Origin of the sequence: Taklimakanibacter albus, from assembly GCF_016595235.1 — a bacterium.
Lineage (GTDB): Bacteria > Pseudomonadota > Alphaproteobacteria > Rhizobiales > Aestuariivirgaceae > Taklimakanibacter > Taklimakanibacter albus.
The window spans coordinates 812,841-838,630 of the sequence record NZ_JAENHL010000008.1 but is presented as its reverse complement, the minus strand read 5'-3'; the positions used below and the strand labels follow the sequence as shown (position 1 = coordinate 838,630).

Sequence of the window (25,790 nt, the reverse complement as noted above, 5' to 3'; positions counted from 1 at the left end):
AAATGCCTGATCGAGCAAGGACTTCTGGTCGGACGCGCATTTATGACTTAACCTCCAACTCGTTTTTTCGAGGGAAAAAGCAGGGGACTGAAGGCGGCCGGCAACGGCCGCCTTTTTCTATGCAACAAGCAGGTGATGCGTCACCGTCTCCAAACCCTCGACGCGGGCGAAGCCCAGATGCTCGTAGAAACCGAAGGCGGCCGGCGGGGCGCGAAGATTGAGTCGGCTGAAATGTTGCCCGGCATCGCGGATGACGTTTTCGACGAGGAGCCGGCCGATGCCGGCGCCGCGGTGACCTTCGAGGATATAGACATGACGCACGCGTCCGATCCGGCGATCACCCGCATAGGGATCGATGCTGCGTCCGCCGACACCGATGAGCGCATCATCCAGGAAGGCGCCGGCCAGCATCTCGCCAGGTCGGTCGAAACGGTGATCGGCACCGCGCTCCCAACCTTGCCGGAGCCTCCCGATCATCCGGAATCCATGCCGTAGACTCTCGCTTTCCAGTTCACCGAAGCCAATGGTGCCAGGGGTGATGGGGCGCAATTGAACCGGCATTGAAAACTCCCATATCTGCAAGGCTTTAGCGTGGATCGCGGCAGGCTCGCCGCCATTCATGCGGGGTTCATCTTATGGAGCCTAGCTTGCCCGTGAAATGCGTCGGATACTCACCATAGCTGCGCTTGCAGTCTCGCTGCTGGCTGTCCAGGGACCTGCCTTTGCGCAGTCGCCCAACATCCAGCTGCAGGTGAAGCCGAATTTGCAGATCCAGCCCAAGCTCAACCAGTTCAAGATCAACAAGCCGCCGACGATCCCGCGGACGATTCCTTTGTCGGTGGTGACCCGGAACATCCAGAGCCAGATCGCAAACTCCAGAGTCTTGAAGCTCGTGCCCTTGCCTAGTGGAGACATTGTTGCCACCATCAAGGTCCAGAACCAAATCAAGAAAGTTCGGGTCGATGGGCAAACGGGTGCGATACAGAACTGAGCCCGTTCCATTGGGCTGAACTAGGGGAAATTCATGAGACTACTCGTCGTCGAAGACGATCCTGATCTGAACCGTCAATTGGTGACGGCGCTCACCGATGCGGGTTATGCCGTCGATGCCGCGAAGGACGGTGAGGAAGGCCATTATCTGGGCGAGACCGAGCCTTATGACGCGGTCATCCTGGATCTCGGCCTGCCCGTCCTCGACGGCGTCAGCGTGCTCGAGAAATGGCGCCGCGCCGACAAGAAGATGCCGGTGCTCATTCTCACCGCGCGCGACCGCTGGAGCGACAAGGTGCAAGGCTTCGATGCGGGCGCCGACGACTATGTGGCGAAGCCCTTCCATATGGAGGAGGTGCTGGCCCGCGTGCGCGCGCTGCTGCGCCGTTCCGCCGGCCACGCCACCAGCGAGATCTCTTGCGGGCCCTTGCTGCTCGATACCAAGAGCGCCCGCGTAACGGTCGACGGCCATGCGATCAAGCTCACCTCGCTCGAATTCCGCCTGCTCGCTTATCTGATGCATCACAAGGGCAAGGTGGTGTCGCGCACCGAATTGGTCGAACATCTCTACGATCAGGATTTCGACCGTGATTCGAACACCATCGAGGTGTTTGTCGGCCGTCTGCGCAAGAAGCTCGGCGTCGATGTGCTGAAGACCATCCGCGGCATGGGATATTGCGTGTCCGAGCCGGATGATGCGGCGTAACTCACTCGCTCTACGGCTCGTCGTCTCTTCAGCCATCGTCGCCATCGTTCTGCTCGTCAGCGCCGCCATTCTGCTGGCGAGCCTTTTCCAGGCGGCGCTTGAGCGCAATTTCGATGCGCGGCTGCGTGCCGTCATGGATGGGCTTCTCGCCAATGTCGAGGTGAATGAAGACGGCTCGCCCGCCATTCAGAGCGAGCTTGCCGACACCCGTTTCACGCTGCCCTTGTCCGGCTGGTACTGGCAGGTGACGCCGCCCAGTCAGGGCGTCGTCGATCTCGCTTCGCCTTCGTTGCTCGAAAAGCGTCTCGAGCCCACCCAGGCCGATCTCGCCGATCGTGATGAGGAGGGGCTCGCGCATTTCTATCTCTATGACGCCAACGGCGCGCGTCTCAGGGTCATCGAGCAGCGCTACAAGCTCTATGACAAGGCCGATCAATATTCCTTCATGGTGGCCGGCAATTTCGACGAGCTGAAAGTGGAGGCGACGGCCTTCCGCCAGACGCTGGTCGCCATGCTGACGCTCCTCGGCCTCGGCCTTCTCATCGCCATTCTCGTCCAGGTGCGTTTCGGCCTGAGACCCTTGCGAACCTTGCAGAACCGGCTGACGGCGATCCGCGAGGGCAAGGCCGAACGGCTGGAAGGTTTCTATCCCGAGGAGATCCAGCCGGTCGCTGACGAGCTCAATCTTCTCATTCAATCCAATTCGGAGATCGTCGACCGGGCGCGTACCCAGGTCGGCAATCTCGCGCATGCGCTGAAGACGCCGTTGAGCGTGCTGCACAACGAGGCGAAGCTACAGCCCGGCTTCCTGGCCGACAAAGTGTCCGAGCAGACCCAGGTGATGCGCGATCAGGTCAATCTCTATCTCGATCGCGCCCGCCGCGCCGCCCGCGCCCAGACGCTGGGCTCCATCACGGAAGTGGAGCCGGTGCTGGCGGCTCTTGCGCGCACCTTGGAGCGCATCCATCTCGACAAAGGTGTCTCGATCGCCATCGACTGTCCACGCGGCACGAAGTTCCGCGGCGAGAAGCAGGATCTCGAGGAGATGGCCGGCAATCTTCTCGACAATGCCTGCAAATGGGCGACGTCGAAGGTGAGCGTCGCGGTCGGCCCCAGCACCGATGCGCCTCCCGATGGCCGCCTGTGGATCGACCTGGTGGTCGGCGATGATGGTCCGGGGCTGCCGCCCGACAAGCGCAGGGAGCCGCCGGTGCGCGGGCGACGGCTCGATGAGACGAAGCCGGGCTCGGGCCTCGGGCTCTCCATCGTTTCCGAAACGGCAGCCATGTATGGCGGTGGCCTAAGTCTAGACCAATCCAAGTTGGGTGGTCTTGCAGTGAAGCTGCGACTTCCGGCTGTACTGTAGTTGCGACCAAAGTCCACACGCGTCCTGACGCTAATGTAAGTATTTGAATTACTAAGATGAAATAGCGGATTATGGTCCGATTAGAGGGACTTGCTCTGTCCGGTGGACTGAAAGTTATTTGATTTTCATGATATGTATTCTATTTTCATCCGGCCCCTGTCCAAAGAGCAGCGCATGCACAAATTCAGGATAGGGAAGGCGCTTCATATTTTTGGTGATAATAAACAAGTTCGGTAGGGTGCTGTCTGCAAATTGCCCCCGGTCGCGGGCGCACTCCTATCGGGGGGGAGCGGGTCTTCTGGACCCGCTCCCTTTTCAATTTGGCATGACCGGTCAGAATATCCATTCCTCATATAGATTTCGATTCATCTGAAGTGAAATATATCTTCAGTTTTCTACTATAAGTTACAAGTATTATTGTAGTTTCATGTATTTAAAATTGCACTCCAAGCTGGAAATACTTTAATAACAAAGATGATTCACAGTCGTGATCATTGAACTTCAGGTTCTTGGAGGGAGCTATGCGTAAAAACGTGCCGGCTTTGGGAGGGTTTGCAGTCTTGGCGTGTATCGGCCTCGCCGGATCGGCGCAGGCGGCATCACCCGCCACCAGCAACCTCACGGTCACCATCACCATTACCAATGAGTGCACGGCCGGGGCGACGACGCCCGTGGCATTCGGCTCCCATGGCGTGCTGTCGGCCAATGTCGACGCCACCGGCACCATCTCGGTGACCTGCACCACGGGCGCGCCTTACACGATCAGCCTGAATGCCGGCACCGGCGGCGGCACCACGACGACCCGCAAGATGGCGGGGACCGGTCCCGCCACCGGCTCGACCGTCGATTACAAGCTCTTCAGCGACAGCGGGCACACCTTGAACTGGGGCAATACCGTGGGCGAGATCGTTTCCCGTACCGGAACCGGCTCGCAGGAGACGATTGACGTTTTTGGCCGCGTGCCGCCGGCCGCGACGACTCCGGTCGCCGGCAGCTACAGCGACACGGTGCAGGTCTCCATCGCATACTGACGCGGCCGCCATGCCGAGCTCTCTCAAAACGGCAATAGCCGCCGCCGTCTTCGGTTGTCTTGCCGCCGCAACGACGGCCGAGGCCGGCACGCTCAGTGTCTCGCCGACCTTGATCGATCAGAAGGCGCCGGCCAGTACGGCCGCCTTGACGGTCCAGGCGCCGGGCAAAGAGCCGATGCGGGTCCAGGTGCGCCTGTTCCGCTGGGTGCAGGTCGATGGCCAGGATCGTCTGGAGCCGACCCGCGACGTTGTGGCGAGCCCGCCCATGCTGAAAGTTGCTCCGGGTACGGATTACACGGTGCGCATCGTGCGCACCACTAAGCGCCCGGTGACCGGCGAAGAGAGCTATCGGCTCCTGGTCGACCAATTGCCCGAGCCCAAGGACAAGAAGGCGAACCAGGTCACGCTTGTGATCCGCCATTCGATTCCGGTGTTCTTCAGCACCGGCGACGAGAAGCCGGCGGCGATCGCCTGGAGCGCCGTCAAGACGAGCAAGGGTTTAGTACTCACCGCGCGCAACGACGGCGGCCGCCGGTTCAAACTCACCAATCTCGTGGTGAAGACCGCATCGGGCAAGCTGTTGCGCCGGATCGACGGCCTCGCCGGTTATGTCCTCGGCCGCTCCACCATGAGCTGGCCGGTGACCGGTCAGGTCGCGCCCGGCAGCGCGCTCGATATTGCAGGACAGGGAGAAGGCGAACCCTTCCATGGAACGAGCTTGGTCAAGCCGTCTCCATAAAGCTCTCGCCGTCGGTCTCTGGTTGCTAGGTTCATTGTCGATCGCCGCTCACTCGGATGAGCCGGCGAAAGGCGACCGGCTGCCCGTAGTCGACGCGGAGTTGAGTACGGCGGCGGCTCCCGAAATGGAAACCTCCGATATGGAGTCTGTTGCCGCTGCGCTGCCGCAACCGGCGGAGCTGCAGCTCGAGGCTTTCATCAACGGCGTCTCGACCGGGCTCATCGGCGCATTCCGGCTGAACGCCGATGGTTCCCTCTCGATCGCCCCCGATGAATTGCGCGAGCTCGGTCTCATTCCCGATCCGGCGGCGCTCGCGGCCGACGGCATGATCGACCTGAAGCGCCTGCCGGATGTCTCCTACACCTATGACGAGGCCACCCAGTCGATCGATTTCACCGCCGCCGACCGCCGGCGCATCGCCCGTAAGGTCGGTCCGGAGCGCGGCGGGGAAAACGAGACGCAGGAGGTCGAGCGCGGCTTCGGCGCCTTGATGAACTATACGCTGACCGCCAATTTCGACAGCGCCGACTATTGGGACCTGCCGGATTACAGTGGTCTCTTCGGTTATTTCGACCTGCGCCTCTTCACCTCCTGGGGAACGCTCGACAGCTCGTTCACGGCGCGCAGCAATCCCACCGAGGACAGTGATTATGCGACGCGCCTCGACACCGCCTGGCGCTACTCCGACCCGCACACGCTCACGACCTATGTCGCCGGCGACTTCATTTCGGGCGGCCTCGCCTGGACGCGGCCCATCCGCATGGGCGGCGCGCAGCTGCGCCGCAATTTTGGCCTCAGGCCGGATCTGGTGACGATCCCGGTGCCGGAGCTGGCGGGCTCGGCGGCGGTTCCCTCCGCGGTCGACATCTATCTGAACGGCGTCAGGAGCTATTCCAGCGACGTGCCGAGCGGCCCGTTCGTGGTCGACGGTCTGCCCGCCATCACCGGCCCCGGCTTCGCCCGGGTGGTGGTGCGTGACACGACGACCGGACAGGAGACCGAGACCGAGGTCGCCTTCTACGCCTCGGCGCTGCTGCTGCGGCCGGGCCTCTTCGATTATGCGCTCGAAGGGGGGTTCGCGCGCCGCGACTACGGCATCGAATCGGAGTCCTACGATGGCGCGCCCGTCGCCAGCGCCAGCCTGCGTTATGGCCTCACCGAACGGGTGACGCTCGAAAGCCACGGCGAAGTCGGATCGGGGCTTGTGAATGGCGGCGCCGGTCTTGCGGTGGGCCTTGGCGGCTGGGGCGTCGGCAGTCTGGCGGGCGCGGCGAGCACGTGGGACGGCGACACCGGTTTCCTGGTTGCGGTCTCGCTCGACGCCGCGCTCTTCGCCGACTGGCGGCTCTATCTGCGCAGCCAGCGGACCTTCGGCACCTATCAGGATCTCGCTTCGGTGACGGCCGATATCGATGAGGACTCCGAGTTCTTCTTCTCGGCGCGCCCGCCAAAGGCCCTTGACCAGATTTCGCTCGCCGTCCCGCTCGCCTTCGACACCGATGCCTCGACGCTCAATCTGGCCTTCACGCATCTGGAGGATGAGGAAAGCAACTCCAAGGTCGTGAGTCTTTCCTATGACCGCCCGCTCTTCGCCCAGTCCAGTTTCTTCGTCACCGCCTATGCCGATATCGACGATACGGAAGACAATGGCGCCTATGCCGGCGTGTCGATGCAATGGGGCGGAAATATCACGACCTCCGCCGGCATCGAGCACAGTGCCGGCCATACCACGGCCTTCCTCGATGCGATCAAGCCGGATCAGGATGTCGAGGGAAGCCATGGCTGGCGCCTGCGCTCTTCAATAGGCGACACGGTGAACACACAAGCCGCCGCATCTTACGTCGCGCGTCATGCGCGCCTGGTGGCCGGTGCCCAGCAATATGGCGACCCCGTCAACGCTTCGGCGCAGATCGAGGGCGCCGTGGTCGCCGCCGATGGCGATCTGTTCCTGACGCGCCAGATCGATGATTCCTTCGCCATCGTCGATGTCGGCGTGCCTGATGTCGAGGTGATGGCCGCCAACCGTCCCGTCGCGACGTCGGGCAGCTCGGGCAAGGTCATCGTGCCGAGGCTCACCGCCTATGAGAAGACCAGCATCGCAATCGACCCCAAGAATCTCCCTGTCGATGCCGATGTGCCGGAAACGAGCCGTGTGGTGCGGCCCGCCGAAAAGACCGGCGTCGTCGTCACCTTCAACGCCAAGGCGGAGAGCGCTTCGGCGCTGGTGCAGTTCGTCGATGCGCGCAACCAGCCGCTCGAGGCAGGCCTTGCCGGGCGGACCGAGAACGCGGCGGAGTTCGTCGTCGGTTATGACGGCGAGGCGTACATCACCGGTCTCGCCGCCACCAACACTGTGACCATCGACCTCGCCGATGGAACGCAATGCCGTGCCGGATTCGAATTTAGCAAGCGGCCGGGCGAGCAACAGCTCATATCGGGAGTGTCATGCCTATGAAACGTCTCGTGCTGTCGCTGATTCTGGCGTTGCTGACCTGGGTCTCCGCCACGACGCGCGCCGAGGCGTTGAGCTGCACCGCCAGCATGGTGTCGCCGGTGGTGTTTTCGGGCCTCGACATCCTGACCGGCGGGTCGGTCGATGCCTCCTCAACGCTCTCCGTCACATGTACGGTAAACTCGCTCGATGGCCTCGTTGGCTCGCTTCTCACCATCACCATCTGCCCGAATATCGGCCAGGGCAGCGGCGGCTCATCCTCCGGTGTTCGCCGGCTGGCATCCGGCGGCAATCTTCTCAACTACAATATTTTCCAGGATTCGAACCGTACGGTGCCGTGGGGCCATGCCTCCTTCCCGGCGCTGGGCACGGTGCCGGCGATGACGCTGCAGGTGACGGTGCCGCCGTTGCTTCAGACAAACCAGGCGTCGGTTTCGCGTGACGTTTATTTTCGTTTGGCCGGCAGCCAGCAGACAGCACCTCCCGGAACCTATCAGTCGAACTTCACCGGCTCGCCCGACACGACCATCTCGATCGGTCTGGGCCTTCTGGGATGCGCCGGATTGCTCAGCCAGTCGACCACCGCCGACTTCATCGTCAGGGCGGTCATCGACAAGAACTGCACGGTCACCACGCAGAGCGTGAATTTCGGCAGTGTCGGTTTCCTATCCAGCAATATCGACCAGTCCGGCCAGGTCCGCGTCACCTGCACATTGTCGACGGGCTACAGTGTCGGGCTGGGCGTCGGCGCTTTCACGCCGACCACGCGGCGGATGACTCGAAGTTCGAGCTTCATCGTCTACGGTCTGTATCGGGACAATGGCCGCAGCCAGGGTTGGGGCGACACCGCCGGCACGATGCCGACCGGCACCGGCACCGGCTTGACGCAAAATTATACCGTTTACGGCCGTGTGCCGCCGCAGGCGACGCCGCCGGCCGGCACCTACAATGACACGGTGGCGGTGACGGTCACCTATTGAGCCTTGGTCAGTCTTGCTTTGTGCGAATTCATCCACACGACGCGGGCCTCGGCGGTACCGACATTCCGGTAGCTGTGCGGCAGGCTCGAATTGAAGAAGAACGATCCGCCGGGACCTAAGAGATGCACCCGGCCGTCGACGGTGAGCTCGAGATAGCCCGTCACCACATAGCCCACTTCTTCGCCGGCATGCGAATAGCTGCCCGATGAACCGCCGCCCGGCGGAATGACATGCACATTGGCGTCGATGGTGCGTGTTTCACCCGCCGGCACCATGCGTTCGAGCATCACATCCGGCGTCTTGCCGGCGCCGGCGCCCAGCAACAATACCGGCCGCTCGCCGGTGTTGTAGAGGGTGACGGGCTCGAGGCTCTTGCCGCCGAAAAGGCCCGCATAATTCGTGCCGAGCGCATCGGCGATACCGAGCAGCACCGAGAGCGACGGTGTGATGTGGTTGCGCTCGATCTTCGACAACAGGCTCTCCGAACAGCCGACCTTGTCACCCAGCTGCTTGAGGGTGAGCTTCTTGAGCTTACGCGCATGGCGGATGCGGGCACCTAGCTCCTCGATACGGTCTCTCTTGTTGTCATGGGCAAGCATCGAGACAGGATGGCGGAATGTCCCGCCGGCCGCAATCGCCTTTTTGATTGACAGCGGGTCAAATTTTCCGTTCATTCAAGTCCGTTCAAGTTTTGGGGAGGCTTCACAATGACAAGAAAAATGACCATCGGACGCCGGCAATTCCTGAAGTCAGGCGCCGCCGGCCTGGCGCTCGCGGCGCTCTCGCCGTCGTTGATTCTGCCGGCCATGGCCGAGGACCCGACGCGCGGCGGCACGCTGAAGCTCGGCTTCTCCGCCGATCCGGCCGGTTTCGATCCCGCCCGCGGTCCTTCCGGCATGTCGCATGTGGTGATCGAGCAGATCTATTCGACCTTGATGTCGCTCGATCCCGACGCCGTGCCTTATCCCGACCTCGCCGAGAAATACGAGCAGTCGGCCGACGGTCTCGAATACACCTTCCATCTGCGCAAGGGCGTGAAGTTCCATGACGGCTCGGACCTGACCGCCGAGGACGTCAAATTCACCTTCGACCGTCTGCGCGCCAAGGACACCGGCTATTCCTATGGCTCGCAGGTCGAGACCATCAAGGAAGTGGTGGTGGTCGATCCGCACACCGTCACCTTCAAGCTGACCCAGACCACCGGTCCGTTCCTCGTCTATATGGCCTTCCCCGGTTCCTCGATCGTGCCGAAGAAGCTGGTCGAAGGCGGCCACGACCTCAATGCCAAGCCGGTCGGCAGCGGGCCGTTCAAATTCGTGTCCTACGAGCCGCGCTCGATGGTGAAGTTCACCCGCAACGAGAGCTTCTACGAGGCGGGCAAGCCCTATGTCGACGCGCTCGAATTCCATCTCATCGCCGACATCACCGCGCTCACCAATGCGGTGATCTCGGGCAACATCAACTTCTCCAACGAGATCCCGCCCAAGGACTGGCAGACGGTTTCAGCCACGCCCGGCCTGGTGGGCCTGACCTTGGAAGGCAGCCGCTATTACTGGCTCTTGATGAACAACACCGTGGCGCCGCTCGATAATCCAAAAGTCCGCCAGGCCATCGCGCATGCGATCGACCGCAGCGCCATCGTCGCCGGCGTCTTCTTCGGCCAGGCGGTGCCCTTCAAAGGCGGCGTCATCCCCGAATGGAGCTGGGGTTACGCCGGCATCGACTATTTCACGCCGGAGGCCAATCCGGAGAAGGCCAAGGCCTTGCTCGCCGAAGCCGGGCATGCCGACGGCTTCGCGACCTCGATCACCATGGCGTCGTCCTTCCCCGCCATGGTCGCCATGGCGCCGATCATCCAGGCCAACCTGGCCGCCATCGGCATCAAGGCCGAGATCAAGACCATGGAAATCCCGCGTTATTGGGACGAGGTCTGGGGCCCGTCGAAATTCGACATGACATCGATGTATTGGGTCTCGCCCTTGGCCGATCCGGACGACTTCGTCACCAACAACTATGCCTGCGGCATGGCCATCAACGTCCAGAAGAGCTGCAGCAAGGCGATGGACGAGGCGCTCGCCAAGGCCAAGTCGGGCGCCACCCAGGAGGCGCGCAAGGCGGCCTATGCCGAGCAGCAGAAATTGTCGCTCGAGGAAATGCCGATCGTGCCGCTGGTCAATTCGCTCATCCTCACCGCGCATACCGACAAGCTCAAGAACTACAAGCCGATGCGCACCGGCTTCCTCAAGACGCTGAAGGACGCCTGGCTCGAACCGTGAGAATAAGCGAGATCTCTCAAGCTTTCCCCTCTCCCGTCCGCAGGATGGGAGAGGGTCCCCGACAGGGCGGGTGAGGGCTCTTTGTCGGTAAGGAAGAGCCCTCATCCGGCCTCTCGCCTTCGCGAAGCCGAGGCTTCGCTTCGGCGGAGCAAGGTCGGCCACCTTCTCCCATTGCTTCGCAACGGGCGAAGGGAAAACGAGGATAGAGTTGCCACAAGAATGATTCATTCGATCCGTGAGTTCGGCGCAAATCCGGTGTATCGACGCTGCTCATGCGACTTTCCAACTCCGGGGCTCTGACTTGCGCGGCCTGATCCTTTCGCGACTTGCCGCCTTTGCGCTGACGCTCATCGTCGCGTCGAGCATCCTGTTCGTCGCCGTCAATGTTGTGCCGGGCTCGGCGGCACGCTCGGCGCTCGGCATCGACGCGACGCCGCAGGCTTTGGCGCGTTTCGAGGCGCAACACGGGCTCGACCGCCCGCTCGTCGTCCAATATGCCGAATGGCTGGGCAAGACCTTCACCGGCGATTTCGGCAAGAGCTTCCAGAACGGCGTCGATGTCGGGCCTGAGCTTCTGCGCCGCTTGCCGGTGACGCTCGAGCTTGCGATCTTCGCTTTCATCATCGCCAATCTGATCGCGCTGCCGCTCGGCGCCTTCGCGGCGATGCGCCATCAGCGCGCCGCCGACAAGGGCATCTCGCTGCTGGCGAGCCTCTTGGGCGCCGTGCCCAATTTCTGGCTGGCGACGCTGCTGGTCATGGTGCTGACGCTCCATTTCAGGCTGTTGCCGCCCGGCGGCTACACGCCCTTCACCGTCAACCCAGTCATGAACCTGAAGCAGATGATCATGCCCGCGCTGTCGCTCGGCATCGTCTCCTCCGCGCTTCTCATCCGCATCATGCGCACGGCGATGATCGAGGTTCTGTCCTCCGATTATATCCGCACCGCCCGGGCCAAGGGGGCGAAGGAGGGTGTCGTGGTGATGCGCCATGCCATCCGCAATGCGATGACGCCTTATGTGAATGTCGCCGCGGTGGAATTCGGCTTCCTCTTCGGCTCAGTCGTCGTGATCGAGGATATCTTCCTGCTGCCGGGCATCGGCTCCTTCGTCCTCGTCGGCATCATCAACCGCGACTATCCGGTGCTGCTGGCGAGCGCGCTCACCATCACGCTCGTCGTGCTCATCATCAATCTGATCGTCGATATCGTGGTCGGCCGCCTCGATCCACGCCGGGTGACGAGGCATCAATGAGCACAGCCATCCGCAAACCCTTCAATTGGCGGCGCTGGCGCCTCGTCGTCACCGGCGGCGCTATTGTCGGCACGATTTTGCTGCTGGCGATCCTGGCGCCCTGGGTGGCGCCTTATTCGCCCTTCGATCTCAACGTCGCCCAGATGCTGAAAGGGCCATCGGCAACACATCTGCTCGGCACCGACGAACTCGGCCGCGACGTGCTTTCGCGCGTCATCCACGCCGCCCGCCTGTCGATGATGGTGGCGGTGCTCGCTTCTCTCGTCGGTCTCGTCTTCGGCACCCTCATCGGCACGCTCGCCGCCTATTTCGGTGGCATTGTCGATCTCATTCTGATGCGGCTGATGGAGATCCTGTTCTCCTTCCCGGCAATTCTTCTGGCCATCGTGCTGATGGCGAGCCTGGGCACCAGCATCTTCAACGCCATGATCGCCATCGGCATCATCTTCATACCCGGTTTTGCCCGCCTGGCGCGCGCCACCGCCGAGAGCGTGCTGCGCCAGCAATATGTCGAGCAGGCGCGCGCCATCGGCATGAGCCATACCCGTATCCTCGTCCGTGAGATCCTGCCCAATATCCTGGCGCCGCTGCTCGTCGAGGCGGCCGTCGCCTTCTCCTATGCCGTGCTGCTCGAAAGCGCTCTGTCCTTCCTAGGGCTGGGCGCCCAGCCGCCCGATCCATCCTGGGGCAACATGCTCAATACCGGCCGCGGTTTCATGGGCGTCGCCCCCTGGCTCAGCATCGTGCCGGGGGCCGCCATCTTCCTGACCGTGTTCGGCTTCAACATGCTGGGCGACGGCCTGCGCGACGCTTTCGATCCGCAGTTGAGGGACGAATGAGAGAGTATCGTCCCCATGCGCAAGGAGCGGCGCGCCCGGCACTCGCCATCCGCGAGCTTACCGTCGACTTCCAGCGCCGCTCCGGCCTCCTGCGCACCGTCGACAAGGTCAGCCTCGACGTGTGGCCGAAAGAGATCGTCGGTGTCATCGGCGAATCGGGCTCCGGCAAGACCATGACGGCGCTCTCGGCGATGCGGCTTCTGCCGCATGGCGCGAAGATCGGCGGCGCCATCGCGCTCGGCGGTCGCGACCTCGTGAATATCGGCGAGAGCGAGATGCGCGCTCTGCGCGGCGACCGTATCGCCCTCATCCCGCAGGACGCGATGCAGTCGCTCAACCCGACCATGCGGGTCGGCCGCCAGGTGGGCGAGCCTTATGAGTTTCACCGCAAGCAGTCCTATGGCGCCATCTGGTCCAAGGTGGTCGAATTGCTGCGCGCCGTGAAGATCGCCGATCCCGAGACACGGGTACGTGATTATCCGCATCAATTTTCGGGCGGCATGCAGCAGCGCGCCATGATCGCCATGGGGCTGGCGCTCGATCCCGAGCTGATCATCGCCGATGAGCCGACGACGGCGCTCGACGTCACCGTCCAGGCGCGCATCCTCAAGCTCCTGCGGGATATCCGCGACGAGCGCGGCTCCGCCATCCTGTTCATCACCCATGAGCTCGGCATCGTCGCCGAATTGTGCGACTGGGTCTATGTGATGAAGGACGGCAAGGTCGTCGAGGACGGTCCGGTGAAGCGTATCTTCGAGGCGCCCAAGGCCGATTATACCCGCATGCTGCTCGAGGCGACCCCCAGCATTCATCGCCGCAAAGGTGCAAAGCGATGAGCGAGCCGGTGGTGCGCATTGAGAATGTGTCGAAGGTCTTCCGGCAAGGCGGCCTGTTCAATAGGGCACCCGGTTTCAAGGCCGTGTCGAATGTCTCGCTCAGCGTGGCGAAGAACCGTACCCTCGGCATTGTCGGGGAATCGGGCTCCGGCAAGTCGACGCTGCTGCGCATGGTGCTGCGCCTCATCCAGCCGAGTGAAGGCCGCATCCTGGTCAACGGCGCCGAGATCTGGTCCCTGCGCGGTGGCGAGCTCAAGGCGATGCGCCGCCAGGTGCAGCCGATCTTCCAGAATCCGGCTTCGTCCTTCAACCCGCGCCAGACCATCCGCGCCATCCTGGCGGCGCCGCTCGAAGTCCATGGCATAGGTTCGGCGGCGGAACGGCGCGAGCGCATAACCACGCTGCTGCGCCGCGTCGGCCTCGACCCTGCGATCGAGAACCGCCTGCCGCATCAATTGTCGGGCGGCCAGAAACAGCGCATCGCCATCGCCCGCGCAGTGATCCTGGGGCCGAGCGTGGTGCTGGCGGACGAGCCCACCTCGGCGCTCGATGTCTCGGTTCAGGCTCAGGTCCTGAAACTCTTCGCCGACATCAAATATGATTTCGGTCTCACCACCATCTTCGTCAGCCATAATCTCGCGGTCATCCGCGAGGTCAGCGACGAGGTCGCCGTCATGCGCCGGGGCGAGGTGGTGGAGCAGGGCGAGGCCGACCGGATCTTCGAAGATCCACAGCATGACTATACGCGTGAACTCTTGGCTGCCGTGCCGTCGCCCGCTTTCATGGCCAGCGCCTGACCCGAAAGGAAACCGATCATGATCCAGCTCGCCACTTTCTCCATCGCCGCCCGCTGCCCGCGCACCGGCATGCTGGGGGTCGCCGTCTCGACCGCGGTGCCGGCCATCGGCGGCCTGTGCCCCTTCGTCGCCCCGCGCATCGGCGCGGTGGCGACGCAGTCCTGGGTCAATCCCTATCTCGGCATCGACGGGCTGGCCCTGATGAAATCGGGCATGACGGCCAAGGCGGCGCTCGACAAGCTCCTCGCCGAGGATCCGGGCCGCGAGGTGCGCCAGATCGGCATCGTCGATGCTGAAGGCAATGCCGCCGCCTTCACCGGCAAGGACTGCACGGACTGGTGCGGCCATGAAGTGGGCGAGGGCTTCGCCGTCCAGGGCAATATGCTGGTGAGCGGCGAGACCGTCGCCCAGATGGCCAAGGCCGCGCGCGACAGCGCGGCGCTGAATCTCCCCGAGCGCCTGATGCGCGTGCTGGAGGCCGGACAGGCGGCCGGCGGCGACAAGCGCGGCAAGCAGTCGGCCTATATGAAGGTGCATGATGCCGAGGAATATCCTTATCTTCAGCTGGGCGTCGACGATCATGCCTCACCGGTTGCCGAGCTGCGCCGTGTCTATGAGGTGGCGCGTGCCCAGTGCCTGCCTTTCGTCACGGGTCTTTCGACGCGCCAGAGCAGCGTCGGCCATCTCTCGGCGGAGACCACCGCCATGCTGATGACGCCGCCGCAAGGCCGGCCGCAGCGGGTGGGCGGCGAATGACCATGTCGTCTTCCGTGCCTCCGCAGAGCCGTTCTATTCTCGAGCGCCTGGTTTCCTTCGACACGACCAGCCGCAATTCCAACCTGCCGCTCATCGACTATGTCGAAGAGTATCTGGCGCGCCACGGCGTGCGGGCGCGCCGCGTCGGCGGCGCCGATCCGGGCAAGGTCAATCTCTTCGCCACCATCGGGCCCGATGCGCCGGGCGGCCTCATCCTCTCCGGCCACACCGATTGCGTGCCTGTCGACGACCAGGACTGGTCGAGCGATCCTTTCGTGCTCGCCGAGCGCGGCGGCAGGCTTTTCGGCCGCGGCAGTGCCGATATGAAAGGCTTTCTCGCCTGCGTGCTCGCGGTGGTGCCGGACCTCGTCGCCAAGTCCCGCGCCAAGCCGGTCCATATCGCCTTCTCTTATGACGAGGAGGTCGGCTGCACCGGCGTGCTCGAGCTCATCGACGACCTGAAAGCGCGTGGCTTCGCGGCGGATATGTGCCTGGTCGGCGAGCCGACCGGCATGGAGCTCGTCATCGCCCATAAGAGCGGCCGCGCCTATCGTTGTTTGGTCACCGGCCTCGAGGCGCATTCGAGTCTGGCACCGCGCGCCGTCAATGCCATCGAAACCGCGGCGCGCCTCATTGCCGGCATTGCCGAGATCGCCCGGGAATTCGCGCGCGGTGTGCGCGATGACGATTTCGACCTGCCGCATGCGACGATCAATACCGGCCTGATCGAGGGCGGCACCGGCATGAATATCGTGCCGCATCATTGCAGCTTCACGTTCGAATACCGCCTTTTGTCGGGTCAGGATCCCGAAGAGGTCTTCGCCCGGGTGAAGGCGATGGCCGACGCTCTGCTGCCGGCGATGCGCGCCATCCACAAGGGCGCCGATATCAGCTTCGAGCAGGTCTATGACTATCCGGGCCATTTCATCCCCGGCGACGCGCCGGCGGTGCGGCGCATGGTGAAGCTCCTCGGCTCGAACCGTCTCGCCAAGGTCGCTTACGGCACCGAGGCCGGGCATTTCCACAACGGCCTCGGCGTGCCGACCGTCATCTGCGGCCCTGGCGACATCGCCGTGGCGCACAAACCCGATGAGTTCGTGACGCTCGACCAGCTCAGCCGCTGCGAGGATCTGCTGAAGCGGTTGTGTAACGAGACGGCGTAGCAAAGGCAAATCTCCCTCCGCCGCGCGAAGCGCGGGGAGGGTGGACGCCCGCAGGGCGGACGGGTGGGGTCTTTCCACCGAGAAGTGTTCGTCAATCGGCCTGATAGGTCTCTCTTGCGGAGAGACCCCACCCGTCGCGCGTTCCGCGCGCCACCCTCCCCGCCTTCGGCGGCGGAGGGAGAATACCGCTGTTGTTCCGCTGCAAATCAACAGCGGAATTAGCAGGGGATTATCAGCGGATCTGCAGGGATCTACAGGGATTTTCGCGACGGCCGCGGAACAGCGGATTTTCTCGGCCTTCCGCCATCCTCACAATTTCCAACGACTATGCGCGCGGATTCAAGCCCCGCCGGCCGTCTCGAGCACCGGCACGCCACGCTCGCGATAGGGCGTCCTGCCATAGAAGGCGCGGTAGCATTTCGAGAAATGCGACGGCGAGGAGAAGCCGCAGGCGAGCGCCACATTGATCACCGACATGTCGGTCTGCAGCAGCAGCGAGCGCGCCTTCTTGAGGCGCAGCTCGAGATAATAGCGCTTGGGCGAGCGGTCGAGATAACGCCGGAAAAGGCGCTCGAGCTGGCGCGCCGAGAGGCCGGCCTGGCGGGCGAGCACGCTCGGCGACAAGGGCTCTTCGAGATTGCCCTCCATTTCCTCGATGATGCCGACGAGCTTGGGATGGCGCGCCCCGATGCGCGCCGGCAGCGACATGCGCTGATGTTCGCTGTGATGGCGGATCGGTGAATGGAGCACGAGCTCGGCGACATTGGCGGCGAGGTCGGGCCCATGCTGGCTGGCGATCAGCGCCAGCATCATGTCGAGCGCCGAGGTGCCGCCGGCGCTGGTGAAGCGGTCGCGGTCGATCTCGAACAGGCCGCCGGTCGCCTCGATCTCGGGGAAGGCTTCGGAAAAGCCGGGCAGGTTCTCCCAATGGATGGTGCAGCGATAGCCGTCGAGAATATGGGCCTCGGCCAGGATATGGGCGCCGGTGCACACCGCCCCGATATCCATGCCGCGCCGCGCCGCCTTGCGCAGCCAGTTCACCAGCCTTTTGTCGACATGGTGTTGGACATTCAGCCCGCCGCAGACGATGACCGTATCATGCTCGTTGATATGGTCGAGATCGCCGTCGACCATGGCGAGGATGCCATTGGAGGCGGCGACCGGCTTGCCGTCGACCGAATGCATGGCCCATTTATAGAGCGGCTTTTCGGCGCAGCGATTGGCGAGGCGCAGGGGCTCGATGGCCGCGGTGGCGGGCATCATGGTGAATTCCGGCACCATGATGAATGCGAATTTCTGCGGCCATTCCTGGGGCTTGTCGCCGAACATGGGGGTTCCGTTTGGGTTGTCCCATGGCCAATTAATACCAATCCAGGACTTTGTCCATCAGCGCCATCGCATGGCACGAAACCGACAGGCCGGGGAGGGGGCGGTCGCAACCGGAACTGCCGGTGTCGCAAATTCTCATGCAGCCGTCCAAGGGCCGGATAATGCTGGGGTCGTTCCACCCGCCATCCGGAGTTTAAGGCAGTGAATATGTTCTCGAGGCTCAAGGTCGAAGCCGGTGACATGCCGGCGCTGGTTGCTGCCTTCCTGGCGAAGCTTTCCATCGAAATCACCCCCAAGCAGATCGAGAAGATAGCCCTTCTGAAAGAGCGCCTGCCGCAGGGCACCCAGGTTTTTGTCGCCTTGATCGACCCGGCCGATATCGCCCTCCAGATCGATGCAGTGGCGGCCATTCGCGCCGCCGGCCTCGAGCCGGTGCCGCATGTGCCGGCCCGTTTCGTGCGCGACGCGGCCGATCTCGAGCACCGGCTGCAGGCCTTCGCCGAGCGCGCCCAGGTCCGCCAGGTGCTCGTCCTGGGCGGCGGCGCGCCGCAGCCTCTCGGCATCTATGATGCTGCCATCCAGCTTCTTGAGACCGGCCTCTTCCAGAAATACGGCATCCGCAAAATTGGCGTCGCCGGTCATCCGGAAGGCAATCCCGATATCGTCAAGGCCAAAGGCGAGGCGGTGCTCATCAGCGCGCTGCGCGAGAAGCAGGCTTATCTTTCGGCCCATGACATCGAAGGCTACATCGCCACCCAGTTCCTCTTCGAGGCGGCGCCGGTGGCTTACTGGGCCAAGACGCTCCGCGATGCCGGCGTGACGCTGCCGATCCATGTCGGCGTGCCGGGGCCGGCCACCATCAAGACGCTGGTCAAATATGCCGCCATGTGCGGGGTGGGCAATTCCGCCCGCTTCATCCGCAAGCAGGCGCTGAACGTCACCAAGCTCCTGACCGTATCGAGCCCCGACGCCTTCGTCGAGAATCTGGCGAAGCTGCATTTCGAGAAGCCCGAGCTCGGCATTGCCGGCCCGCATCTCTATCCCTTTGGCGGCTTCGACAAGCTGCTCGACTGGGTGTCGTCGCGCGTGCAGTGACGTCTGAGGACTAGCGGCCGGCTGATGCGATAAAGCGCTCTATCGCTGTCGTCAGAGAAATCGTGCCGCGCCGGTGCTCGTTGTCGTTCTGCTGCGTGAACAGGCCTTTGGCGATCCCTTCAAACATGCCGAGAAGCGCTGCCGCCACCTCGGCCGGCACGCCGTCCTCGGCGAGCAGCGCGGCGCGGCGCTCCGGCGGGACCAGCACCGGCACCACCGGGCGGCCGATAACTTCAGTGAAGGCCGACGCCACGTCGCCGGCGCTCCGGTCCTGCGGCCCGCTGAGCTCCACGACCCGCTTTCCGGTCCATTCCTCGCAGAGCACGCTTGCCGCCGCGCGCCCGACATCGATGGTGCTCACCATCGGGATTTTCTGAGACGGCTCGAGAAACGTCGGCAGCACGCTTTCCGTCAGGACGGCTTTCACCACCTCGCTCCAAGTCTCGACGAAGTAGCCCGACCGTAGGAAAGCGGTCGCCGGCGCCGCCTTGTCGAGCAGCGCCTCGAACCGGTTGAGGGTGGCGATGACGCCGGTGCCGGAGGCGTGCTGTGCGCCGATGGACGACAGGATGACGGCCTTGGGCAGGCGCGCCCGCTTTGCCGCATCGGCCAGCGCCGCGCCGAGCTCTTCGGTGCGTACAAGGGGATCGCCGCTCACCGGCGGCGGATTGAGGAGGAATGCGCCCGCTGCACTCTTCAGCGCATCGGCCATCGCGCCGGCATCCTCGATGCTTGCGATGGCCACTTCGGCGCCGAGCGCCGTCCACTTCGCACCTTGTTCCTTGCGGCGCAGGACGACACGTACCGCCTCGCCGCGCTCGAGGAGGGCAAGCGCTACCTCGCCGCCGGCCCGTCCATTTGCTCCCACTACGACATGCATGATGGTCCCTCCGTCAGTTCACGCGATGGAGAAGGGATAGGGGCGGGGTATTCATGCGTCTAATGCATGATATATATAGTCATCATGCGCCAAGTGGATTTACGCGGAATCGACCTCAACCTGCTGGTGGCGCTCGACGCGCTGCTGGAGGCGAGGAGCGTCACCCGGGCGGCTCACCGGCTCGGCATGAGCCAGCCGGCCGCGAGCCGGGCGCTCGGACGATTGCGCGCGCTGTTTTCGGATGCGCTGCTGGTCGACGGACCGGGCGGTTACGTGCTCAGCGCCCGCGCCGAAGAGCTGCGCCCCGTCTTGCGCCGGACACTCGCCGGTGTCGGCGAAATGCTGGAGGCGAACAGGTTCGATCCCGCAACGGCGATGGGGCAAATCCGGCTCCTCATGCCCGATCTCCAGGCCGCCGTGCTCACGCCGCATCTGCTCGCCCGCCTCGCCCGGGAGGCGCCGTCCCTCGATCTCGATATTGCGGCGCCAGGCATCAACGGGATGGAAGCGCTGGAGCAGGGGGCTGCCGATGCGATGGTGGCGCTGATCGACGACGCGCCGGCCGGCATCCACCGGCGCCGCCTCTATGACGAGGAGCTCGTGACGCTGATGCGGGCGGATCATCCCGCGCGCGCCGAAACACTTACGCTCGACCGCTTCCTGGCGCTCGAGCATATCGTGGTGAGCGTCACCGGCGTCGGGCCCGCACCCGTCGATGCGGTGCTGACGCGCCTGGGGCGCACGCGACGGGTGAAGCTGCGCGTGCCGAACTTCTTCGCCGCGGTCGAGATCGCCGCGCGCTCCGACCTCATCATGACCTTGCCGGCGAGCCTCGCGCGCGCCGCCGCCACTATGCGGCGCCTGGTATCGTTGCCGCCGCCCCTCGATCTGGGAAGCTTCACGATGAGCCTCGCCTGGCATGCGCGCCAACAGGACGCGCCCCGGCATATGTGGCTGCGGCGCGCCATCGTCGCGGCGGCGACGGAAGTGTTAGCGGTGAGTGAAGTGGGAAGCTGAAGCCGTGAAGTGGGCCCAGGTGAGGTTGCCTATTGGCCTGAGGTCATCCAAGAGATGGAGCGGTGTACGATTTCCAGTGACCGAAATTATCGTGGCTCGATCAGGGGCTGAGGCCAGCACCGTCAGCGAAATACCCGAAATTCCAGACCTGTGGTTTTGCCCCTCACGCTGAGATGTTATGTTGTCTTCTCAACTTTCATCTTCTGGGTGGAGTGGCGAATTGACGATCCCATACAGTTTAGCAGATAGGCGAAACATACTTGAACCACAACGTTGACACTCTTGAGTGCCTCCGTCGATGATCAAGTCCCTGGTTCCGCAGTTGGGATGACAGACAGCATACGCGACATAGACAGTTTCAGGAAACTCAGGTGTCACGTCAGGATAGTCCATCGGCTCATTTTCCCAGCGACCTAAGGATTCGAGATGCAATAAAAACCTCTCGCGCCTGGATTCATCATGTTTTATCTGCGCGTATCGATCTTTGATACGCGATAGCAAATGTTCGATTTCTTCATTATTCATGTGTGTAGATTCTCTAAATACTGCGTATAGGTGCACTGTCAGCGTATTCAGGTTGTCATAGTCCAATACAAAAAAAGGCCGCCTTGAAGGACGGCCTTTTCGTTTCTTTTATCCAACTGTATCTTACGGCAGGCTCAGAACTCCACCGCCAGCGTAGCGTTGAGGCCGTGATCCTCGGCGTCGTTGCCGATCTCGCCGCTATAGGCGATGCCGAAGGTGGCCTCGGACGAGAGCGACACATCGAAGCCCGCTTCGAGCACCGCCGCATCGCGCGCGATCGGTGCGCCGGCGATCACGAAATCCTCCGAGCCTTCGAAGGCGAAGGTCGTTTCGGGACGCACATCGCCGAAAGCATGGCGCCAGCCCGCCATGGCACGGAACGACGCCGGCATCTCGCCGACATTAAACCCGACCGCGGCGCGCAGGCCCAGTGTGGTGAAGGTGTTGTCATTGGTCTCGGAGTCGCTCGACAGAGCCGCAGGGCCACCATCTTCCTCGAAGTCGTCGGTCTTGGTCGAGACATAGGCGGCATTGGCGAAGGGTTCGAGCCGCAGGCTGTCGAGATCGAACGTATAGCCTGCCTCGCCGAAGACCTGCACGGTGCCGGCATCGTAATCGGCATCGAGGTCATCGCCCAGGGCCTCGCGTTCGGTGTCGATATTGTGCCAGGCATAAGCGACGCCGGCGCGCAGGCCGACGGCGTCGATCTGCGTGCCGCCGTAAAGGCCGATCTGGTAGCTGTCGACATCGCCGGACGAGTCGCGGTCATCGGCATCGAAGCTCGAATGGGCGTAACCCGCGAGCACGCCGAGCCGCGTGGCCTTGGCGACACCGATATCGGCGCCGGCCAGAATGCCGCCGGTATTGCGGGTGAAGTCCGCCGCATTGCCGTCGCTGTCGGTCTTGGCCCAGCTGCCGAAGCCGCGTGTCCACAGAGCGAGGCCCTGCGTGTCGGCCGGGCCATTCGTCACGCCTGAGGCGCTGAAGCCCATGACCTGTCCGCCCGAGGCGGCGACGCCGCCAAAGGCCTGGCGCAGCCGGTCATTGGCGGCGTTGCGCCAGAAGCGGCTGTCCTGGTTGAGCATGCCGATGAGGGAGGCATGCACCTCGCCGGACAGCTCATCGAGCAAAGCGCGGGCTTCCTCTTCGCTGCCCGCCATGGCGAGCGCCACCCACACTTCGCTCGAGACATCGAGCGTGTCGACGGCGCCGGCTGTGGCGCGCTGGTTGCGCGTCTCGGCGACCTCGACGAAGGCGACATCGTTGCGCACCAGCTGGAGCGTGACGTCGTTGCCGGTGCCGCCGGCATAGTTGATCAGGGCATCGAGGAAGGGCTGATCGCTGGTGATCGGGTTGAACGTGCCGGTCACGGCGTCGGTGCCGTCATTGTCGATGATGACATAGGGGCCGGTGAGGACGCCCCAGTCATCCGCGACGTTCGGCGTCAGCACCAGTTGAAGGTCGGCGCCGGCGATGTCGACCGTGCCGTTGACGATCAGCTTGTCGGCAGCCGTCGGCGTCGCCTCGATCTCCAATATGCCGTGATTGATGTAATTGGCATCGACGACCTGAGTGCCGATCGAGTTGCCGGGCGCATGGGTGCCGCCGGCTTCGATCTCGACTGTCTTGCCGGTGCTGCCGATATTGCCGATGCCGCCGAGCCGCCCGCCAGTTTCGACGGTGATGTCGCCACCCAGCTTTCCGCCTATAAGATCGCCGACATACAAACCGCCACCCGACACCGTCGTCGTGCCGGTGAAAGTGGCGGAGCTGTCGCCGATCAGGAGCAGGCTTCCGGCGCCGGACTTGATGATATCTCCACTTCCTACCAACTGACCGGCATAGGTCGTGTTGGTGGCCTGGGCGACGGTCAGCTCCGCCGTCCCGATCGTGACCTCGCCGCCCGTGCCGGCAAGTGAGCTCATGACCAGGTTGAAGTCATTGAGGTCGAGCGCGCCGCCAGCGACGGTATAGCTGGTGTTGTTCACGAACGCACCGGCGACCCCGGCACGCAATATGCCTCCCTGGACCAAGGTGCCGCCGGAGTAAGTGTTGACGGAAGAGAGCACCGTCGTACCGGCGAACTGGCGGACCGTGCCCGTACCGCTGATGGCTGCGGCGAAGGTGTAATTTGCATCGGTATGGTTGAACACCACTTTGCTGCCGGCGACGCCGAAACTGACGGATCCTGCCTGGAGCGTGCCGGCGGCCGCTGCCGCGCTGGCCTCGGCGGCGCCGATATTGATGATGCCGGCCGCGGTGATGCCGGCAATTACCGTACCCGTCCCGGTGGCACCGACTTTCATCGTGCCGCTATCGGTGAGCGTCAACTCGCCGGTATTGAAGTGTCCGACATACAAGTTGGCTTTGTCGGTGGCCCATTCGGATCCGGCTCCGGTGATCGTCACGGCGCTGGCGCCGCTCTCGCCGATGATACCGCCGGTCGTGCCGCCCGCACCAGCATTGCCGCTGAACACCTTGCCGCCGGCGGAGATGGTCATCGTGCCGGAGCCGATCTTGCCGACGCCAATCTGGCCATAGTTCGTCCAGGTCGAGCCCGCGCCGGTGACGACGACAGTGCCGCCATTGCCGATCGCGCCACCCGCCGCATTGGTGCCGCCGAGATCACCGCCGCCCTCGATCCTGAGCGTGCCGCCATAGACCCGCGTCGTGCCGGTGAAGCCCGTTCCGTCACCGGTGAAGACGAGCGTGCCGGCGCCTTGCTTGATGAAATTGGCGCCGCCGCCGCCGGTGATCAGGCCCGTCGCGGTCAATGTCGTGCCGGCATCCGTCTCGATGCGGCCGCCGAAATTGGTGAAGTTGATGGTACGGCTCGTGGAGAACGTGCCGGTTGTCTGAAGTATCGCATTGGCGCCGACATTGGTTGAGGCATTGTACACGCCGCCATCGAGCGTGATCGTTTCACCTGCGGCCCCGAGCGTGGGGTCGACATCGCTGCCCGCGATGACCGTCACGCCGTCATTGATGGTCACGGCGCCGGCATAACCGCCCGACAGGGCCAAAGCCCCCGCCGCCAATACCGTCAACGCCGTGGTGCCCGTCAGGCGCCGCCTGAATCCCGTAAATGCCGTACGCATCCCCCAGCCCTCTCTCGCTCATGTTTATTGTTCTTCAGCGAGATGACGAGGATCGTTGCCCCTGATCACGCGCGCCGTCGATGATCCCGTAGCTTTTCTGACACAGGGTAAGAACACCGGCAAGGGGTTAATATCGAAGACTCATATCGTTTTAAAATAGCACTCAACCTTGAATAGAATTGTATCGATTCTGTGAACCCTATCGATACGAATTTCTGGTCACCCGCTTAAGGATTCTGTGGAAAAAACTGATTCTCGCGGATGTTGCAATTGCGCGACCACCGACATTCGCCCCGCCGACGGGAATTTGGCGCCTGGTGCTCGACTTTTTCGGCGCAGGCCGGCCAGGGCAATTTTCATCATTTCGACTTCGATTTCACTAATCGAAATGATTGGCCCGTTTTACCCCCGCCACACCGCTCAAATTGTTCCTGATTTTCCGAAATGCACAAAGACAGTGCGTTAAGGGAATATTAACTACAATACTTTCCAAATAAAACGCAAATACACGCAAATATAGATTTGTTAATAGTAAGTTAACCTAACTATAGTTTTCCCGGCGGACGCAGATATAGTTTGCATCACGCGTCTAGGACCAGAGAAGAGAGTGGACGTAGCAATTAACTAATCTCTCAACGGCGAGGTGAACAAATGAAAACGGCGATTACCACGGGAAGACTGAAAGTACTGGCGGCAGCGGTTTCCATGGCTGTGCTGGTTGGAATGGCTATCCCCGCTCAGGCTGAACAAGGCGGCGGCGGTGGCGGCGGCGGTATTGGTGGGATCGGTGGCGGCGGCGGTCTCGGGGGCGCCCTGGGTGGTGTCGTCGGTGGCGCGGTCGGCGCGGTTGGCGGTGTTGTCGGCGGTGTCGGCAATACGGTCGGCGGTGTTGTCGGCGGTCTGACGGGTGGCGGCACGAAGAGCGGTGGCCTGCTGGGTGGCGGCTCGACCGGCGGTCTGCTGGGCGGCGGCGGTGGCCTGCTCGGTGGCGGCACCAGCAGCAGCAGCAGCAACACCACGGGCGGCGGCCTTCTCGGCGGCGTCGGCGGCGGCCTGCTCGGCAGCGGCGGCAGCGGCGCGTCCGGCGGTGGCGTCATCAACAACTTCAACGGCCAGGGTCTCGGTGTGAATCTTGGCGTCGCCAAGGTCGGTATCGGCCTGAAGAACAAGAACAAGAAGGGGCTCGGCGCGCTGGTCAAGGTGCAGGTCCTCGGCAAGAAAGGCGTGAACGCCAAGGTCGGCGCCAATCTTCTCGGTGAGAAGAACCTGCTCGACGCCAAGGCCAAGGTGAATGCGCTGGGCAAGAATGGCCTGACGGCGAAAGTGGGCGCCAAGGTTGGCACCAACGGCATCGGCGTGAAGGTCGGTCTGTCGCTGGGCGGCGGCAAGAAGCCGGGTGGTCCTGGCGGGCCTGGTGGCCCCGGCGGACCTGGTGGGCCCGGCGGACCGGGTGGGCCGGGCGGACCTGGCGGGCCGGGCACCCCGGGCAACAATGGCGGCATCGGCAACGAAATCGCCGGCCTGTCCAACTATGAGCGCATGCAGCTCAAGAAGAAGTGCGGTTCGGTTCTCGCATCGCCTTCCAGCTACAACCGTGATGCGGTTCAGGTATGCCGCGTCCTCGCCCAACTCGCGGGACTCTAGAGCTAATCCCCCAGCTCCA

Annotated in this window: 23 protein-coding genes; 17 read left to right on the top strand and 6 right to left on the bottom strand. The window is 63.3% G+C overall.

The genetic code is table 11. The annotated features are described in order from the left end of the window. Positions 1–117 precede the first annotated feature (117 nt). Positions 118–477 carry a GNAT family N-acetyltransferase gene (locus tag JHL16_RS26815; protein ID WP_246771180.1) on the bottom strand — a complete coding sequence of 120 codons (360 nt, stop codon included), beginning with the start codon at positions 475–477 and terminating at the stop codon, positions 118–120. A gap of 181 nt (positions 478–658) precedes the next feature. Here JHL16_RS26815 and JHL16_RS26810 point away from each other — a divergent pair, with 181 nt between their 5' ends. From JHL16_RS26810 to JHL16_RS26780, 7 genes are all read left to right on the top strand, one after another. Next, on the top strand, positions 659–991 hold the full coding sequence (locus tag JHL16_RS26810; RefSeq protein WP_200187959.1) for a hypothetical protein: 333 nt from the start codon (positions 659–661) through the stop codon (positions 989–991). 33 nt (positions 992–1,024) lie between these two features. After that, the gene (locus JHL16_RS26805) at positions 1,025–1,696 is read left to right on the top strand and encodes a response regulator transcription factor (protein ID WP_200187958.1); all 672 of its coding nucleotides are present in this window, start codon (positions 1,025–1,027) and stop codon (positions 1,694–1,696) included. Continuing rightward, positions 1,683–3,062 carry an ATP-binding protein gene (locus JHL16_RS26800; RefSeq protein WP_200187957.1) on the top strand — a complete coding sequence of 460 codons (1,380 nt, stop codon included), beginning with the start codon at positions 1,683–1,685 and terminating at the stop codon, positions 3,060–3,062. Before JHL16_RS26805 ends, JHL16_RS26800 begins: the two co-directional genes overlap by 14 nt. Before the next feature lie 560 nt (positions 3,063–3,622). After that, complete coding sequence (locus tag JHL16_RS26795) at positions 3,623–4,093, top strand: Csu type fimbrial protein (protein ID WP_200187956.1); 471 nt, start codon at positions 3,623–3,625, stop codon at positions 4,091–4,093. A 10-nt stretch (positions 4,094–4,103) separates the two neighbouring features. After that, positions 4,104–4,832, top strand: coding sequence for a fimbrial biogenesis chaperone (locus JHL16_RS26790; RefSeq protein WP_200187955.1), 729 nt, complete (start codon positions 4,104–4,106; stop codon positions 4,830–4,832). Positions 4,833–4,971: 139 nt separating this feature from the next. Further along, complete coding sequence (locus JHL16_RS26785; protein ID WP_200187954.1) at positions 4,972–7,287, top strand: fimbria/pilus outer membrane usher protein; 2,316 nt, start codon at positions 4,972–4,974, stop codon at positions 7,285–7,287. Further along, a complete protein-coding gene (locus tag JHL16_RS26780) occupies positions 7,278–8,264 on the top strand; it encodes a Csu type fimbrial protein (RefSeq protein ID WP_200187953.1) in 987 nt (328 codons plus the stop codon). Before JHL16_RS26785 ends, JHL16_RS26780 begins: the two co-directional genes overlap by 10 nt. Here the strand turns inward: JHL16_RS26780 and JHL16_RS26775 are convergent. After that, positions 8,258–8,938 (bottom strand): helix-turn-helix domain-containing protein, encoded by a 681-nt coding sequence (locus tag JHL16_RS26775; protein ID WP_200187952.1) that lies wholly within the window; start codon positions 8,936–8,938, stop codon positions 8,258–8,260. The two genes, JHL16_RS26780 and JHL16_RS26775, sit on opposite strands and share 7 nt — an antisense overlap. A gap of 33 nt (positions 8,939–8,971) precedes the next feature. Between JHL16_RS26775 and JHL16_RS26770 the strand changes: the two genes are divergently transcribed. From JHL16_RS26770 to argE, 7 genes are all read left to right on the top strand, one after another. After that, a complete protein-coding gene (locus JHL16_RS26770; protein ID WP_200187951.1) occupies positions 8,972–10,540 on the top strand; it encodes an ABC transporter substrate-binding protein in 1,569 nt (522 codons plus the stop codon). A 301-nt stretch (positions 10,541–10,841) separates the two neighbouring features. Continuing rightward, positions 10,842–11,792, top strand: a complete 951-nt coding sequence (locus tag JHL16_RS26765) for an ABC transporter permease (RefSeq protein ID WP_200187950.1) — start codon at positions 10,842–10,844, stop codon at positions 11,790–11,792. After that, the gene (locus JHL16_RS26760) at positions 11,789–12,631 is read left to right on the top strand and encodes an ABC transporter permease (RefSeq protein ID WP_200187949.1); all 843 of its coding nucleotides are present in this window, start codon (positions 11,789–11,791) and stop codon (positions 12,629–12,631) included. The genes JHL16_RS26765 and JHL16_RS26760 overlap by 4 nt, the downstream gene beginning before the upstream one ends. Continuing rightward, the gene (locus JHL16_RS26755) at positions 12,628–13,467 is read left to right on the top strand and encodes an ABC transporter ATP-binding protein (protein ID WP_200187948.1); all 840 of its coding nucleotides are present in this window, start codon (positions 12,628–12,630) and stop codon (positions 13,465–13,467) included. Before JHL16_RS26760 ends, JHL16_RS26755 begins: the two co-directional genes overlap by 4 nt. Beyond that, positions 13,464–14,264: an ATP-binding cassette domain-containing protein gene (locus tag JHL16_RS26750; RefSeq protein WP_200187947.1), complete on the top strand. Its 801-nt coding sequence runs from the start codon at positions 13,464–13,466 to the stop codon at positions 14,262–14,264. The genes JHL16_RS26755 and JHL16_RS26750 overlap by 4 nt, the downstream gene beginning before the upstream one ends. 18 nt (positions 14,265–14,282) lie before the next feature. After that, positions 14,283–15,020, top strand: coding sequence for a DUF1028 domain-containing protein (locus JHL16_RS26745; protein WP_200187946.1), 738 nt, complete (start codon positions 14,283–14,285; stop codon positions 15,018–15,020). Positions 15,021–15,022: 2 nt separating this feature from the next. Continuing rightward, the gene (gene argE, locus JHL16_RS26740) at positions 15,023–16,183 is read left to right on the top strand and encodes an acetylornithine deacetylase (RefSeq protein WP_246771179.1); all 1,161 of its coding nucleotides are present in this window, start codon (positions 15,023–15,025) and stop codon (positions 16,181–16,183) included. A 339-nt stretch (positions 16,184–16,522) separates the two neighbouring features. Here the strand turns inward: argE and JHL16_RS26735 are convergent, their stop codons facing one another. Further along, positions 16,523–17,512, bottom strand: coding sequence for a GlxA family transcriptional regulator (locus JHL16_RS26735; protein WP_200187944.1), 990 nt, complete (start codon positions 17,510–17,512; stop codon positions 16,523–16,525). A gap of 201 nt (positions 17,513–17,713) precedes the next feature. On the opposite strand from JHL16_RS26735, the gene JHL16_RS26730 reads away from it, so the two are divergent. Then, positions 17,714–18,607 carry a methylenetetrahydrofolate reductase gene (locus JHL16_RS26730; RefSeq protein WP_200187943.1) on the top strand — a complete coding sequence of 298 codons (894 nt, stop codon included), beginning with the start codon at positions 17,714–17,716 and terminating at the stop codon, positions 18,605–18,607. A gap of 10 nt (positions 18,608–18,617) precedes the next feature. Here JHL16_RS26730 and JHL16_RS26725 read toward each other — a convergent pair whose 3' ends face one another. Beyond that, positions 18,618–19,487 carry an NmrA family NAD(P)-binding protein gene (locus JHL16_RS26725; protein ID WP_200187942.1) on the bottom strand — a complete coding sequence of 290 codons (870 nt, stop codon included), beginning with the start codon at positions 19,485–19,487 and terminating at the stop codon, positions 18,618–18,620. Between the two features lie 84 nt (positions 19,488–19,571). Here JHL16_RS26725 and JHL16_RS26720 point away from each other — a divergent pair, with 84 nt between their 5' ends. After that, a complete protein-coding gene (locus JHL16_RS26720; RefSeq protein WP_200187941.1) occupies positions 19,572–20,504 on the top strand; it encodes a LysR family transcriptional regulator in 933 nt (310 codons plus the stop codon). A 189-nt stretch (positions 20,505–20,693) separates the two neighbouring features. Here JHL16_RS26720 and JHL16_RS26715 read toward each other — a convergent pair whose 3' ends face one another. Continuing rightward, on the bottom strand, positions 20,694–21,029 hold the full coding sequence (locus tag JHL16_RS26715; RefSeq protein WP_200187940.1) for a hypothetical protein: 336 nt from the start codon (positions 21,027–21,029) through the stop codon (positions 20,694–20,696). Between the two features lie 134 nt (positions 21,030–21,163). Then, positions 21,164–24,127: an autotransporter outer membrane beta-barrel domain-containing protein gene (locus JHL16_RS26710; RefSeq protein WP_200187939.1), complete on the bottom strand. Its 2,964-nt coding sequence runs from the start codon at positions 24,125–24,127 to the stop codon at positions 21,164–21,166. A 651-nt stretch (positions 24,128–24,778) separates the two neighbouring features. Here JHL16_RS26710 and JHL16_RS26705 point away from each other — a divergent pair. After that, entirely contained in the window at positions 24,779–25,771 is a 993-nt protein-coding gene (locus JHL16_RS26705) for a hypothetical protein (protein WP_200187938.1), read from the top strand. Positions 25,772–25,790: the final 19 nt, after the last annotated feature.

Coding starts and splice junctions, on each gene's coding strand:
- JHL16_RS26745 (WP_200187946.1), top strand. CDS start 14,283: ATGATCCAGCTCGCCACTTTCTCCATCGCCGCCCGCTGCCCGCGCACC.
- JHL16_RS26810 (WP_200187959.1), top strand. CDS start 659: ATGCGTCGGATACTCACCATAGCTGCGCTTGCAGTCTCGCTGCTGGCT.
- JHL16_RS26755 (WP_200187948.1), top strand. CDS start 12,628: ATGAGAGAGTATCGTCCCCATGCGCAAGGAGCGGCGCGCCCGGCACTC.
- JHL16_RS26815 (WP_246771180.1), bottom strand. CDS start 477: ATGATCGGGAGGCTCCGGCAAGGTTGGGAGCGCGGTGCCGATCACCGT.
- JHL16_RS26715 (WP_200187940.1), bottom strand. CDS start 21,029: ATGAATAATGAAGAAATCGAACATTTGCTATCGCGTATCAAAGATCGA.
- JHL16_RS26775 (WP_200187952.1), bottom strand. CDS start 8,938: ATGAACGGAAAATTTGACCCGCTGTCAATCAAAAAGGCGATTGCGGCC.
- argE (WP_246771179.1), top strand. CDS start 15,023: ATGTCGTCTTCCGTGCCTCCGCAGAGCCGTTCTATTCTCGAGCGCCTG.
- JHL16_RS26805 (WP_200187958.1), top strand. CDS start 1,025: ATGAGACTACTCGTCGTCGAAGACGATCCTGATCTGAACCGTCAATTG.
- JHL16_RS26790 (WP_200187955.1), top strand. CDS start 4,104: ATGCCGAGCTCTCTCAAAACGGCAATAGCCGCCGCCGTCTTCGGTTGT.
- JHL16_RS26800 (WP_200187957.1), top strand. CDS start 1,683: ATGATGCGGCGTAACTCACTCGCTCTACGGCTCGTCGTCTCTTCAGCC.
- JHL16_RS26725 (WP_200187942.1), bottom strand. CDS start 19,487: ATGCATGTCGTAGTGGGAGCAAATGGACGGGCCGGCGGCGAGGTAGCG.
- JHL16_RS26720 (WP_200187941.1), top strand. CDS start 19,572: ATGCGCCAAGTGGATTTACGCGGAATCGACCTCAACCTGCTGGTGGCG.
- JHL16_RS26785 (WP_200187954.1), top strand. CDS start 4,972: ATGGAGTCTGTTGCCGCTGCGCTGCCGCAACCGGCGGAGCTGCAGCTC.
- JHL16_RS26750 (WP_200187947.1), top strand. CDS start 13,464: ATGAGCGAGCCGGTGGTGCGCATTGAGAATGTGTCGAAGGTCTTCCGG.
- JHL16_RS26705 (WP_200187938.1), top strand. CDS start 24,779: ATGAAAACGGCGATTACCACGGGAAGACTGAAAGTACTGGCGGCAGCG.
- JHL16_RS26770 (WP_200187951.1), top strand. CDS start 8,972: ATGACAAGAAAAATGACCATCGGACGCCGGCAATTCCTGAAGTCAGGC.
- JHL16_RS26760 (WP_200187949.1), top strand. CDS start 11,789: ATGAGCACAGCCATCCGCAAACCCTTCAATTGGCGGCGCTGGCGCCTC.
- JHL16_RS26780 (WP_200187953.1), top strand. CDS start 7,278: ATGCCTATGAAACGTCTCGTGCTGTCGCTGATTCTGGCGTTGCTGACC.
- JHL16_RS26710 (WP_200187939.1), bottom strand. CDS start 24,127: ATGCGTACGGCATTTACGGGATTCAGGCGGCGCCTGACGGGCACCACG.
- JHL16_RS26735 (WP_200187944.1), bottom strand. CDS start 17,512: ATGTTCGGCGACAAGCCCCAGGAATGGCCGCAGAAATTCGCATTCATC.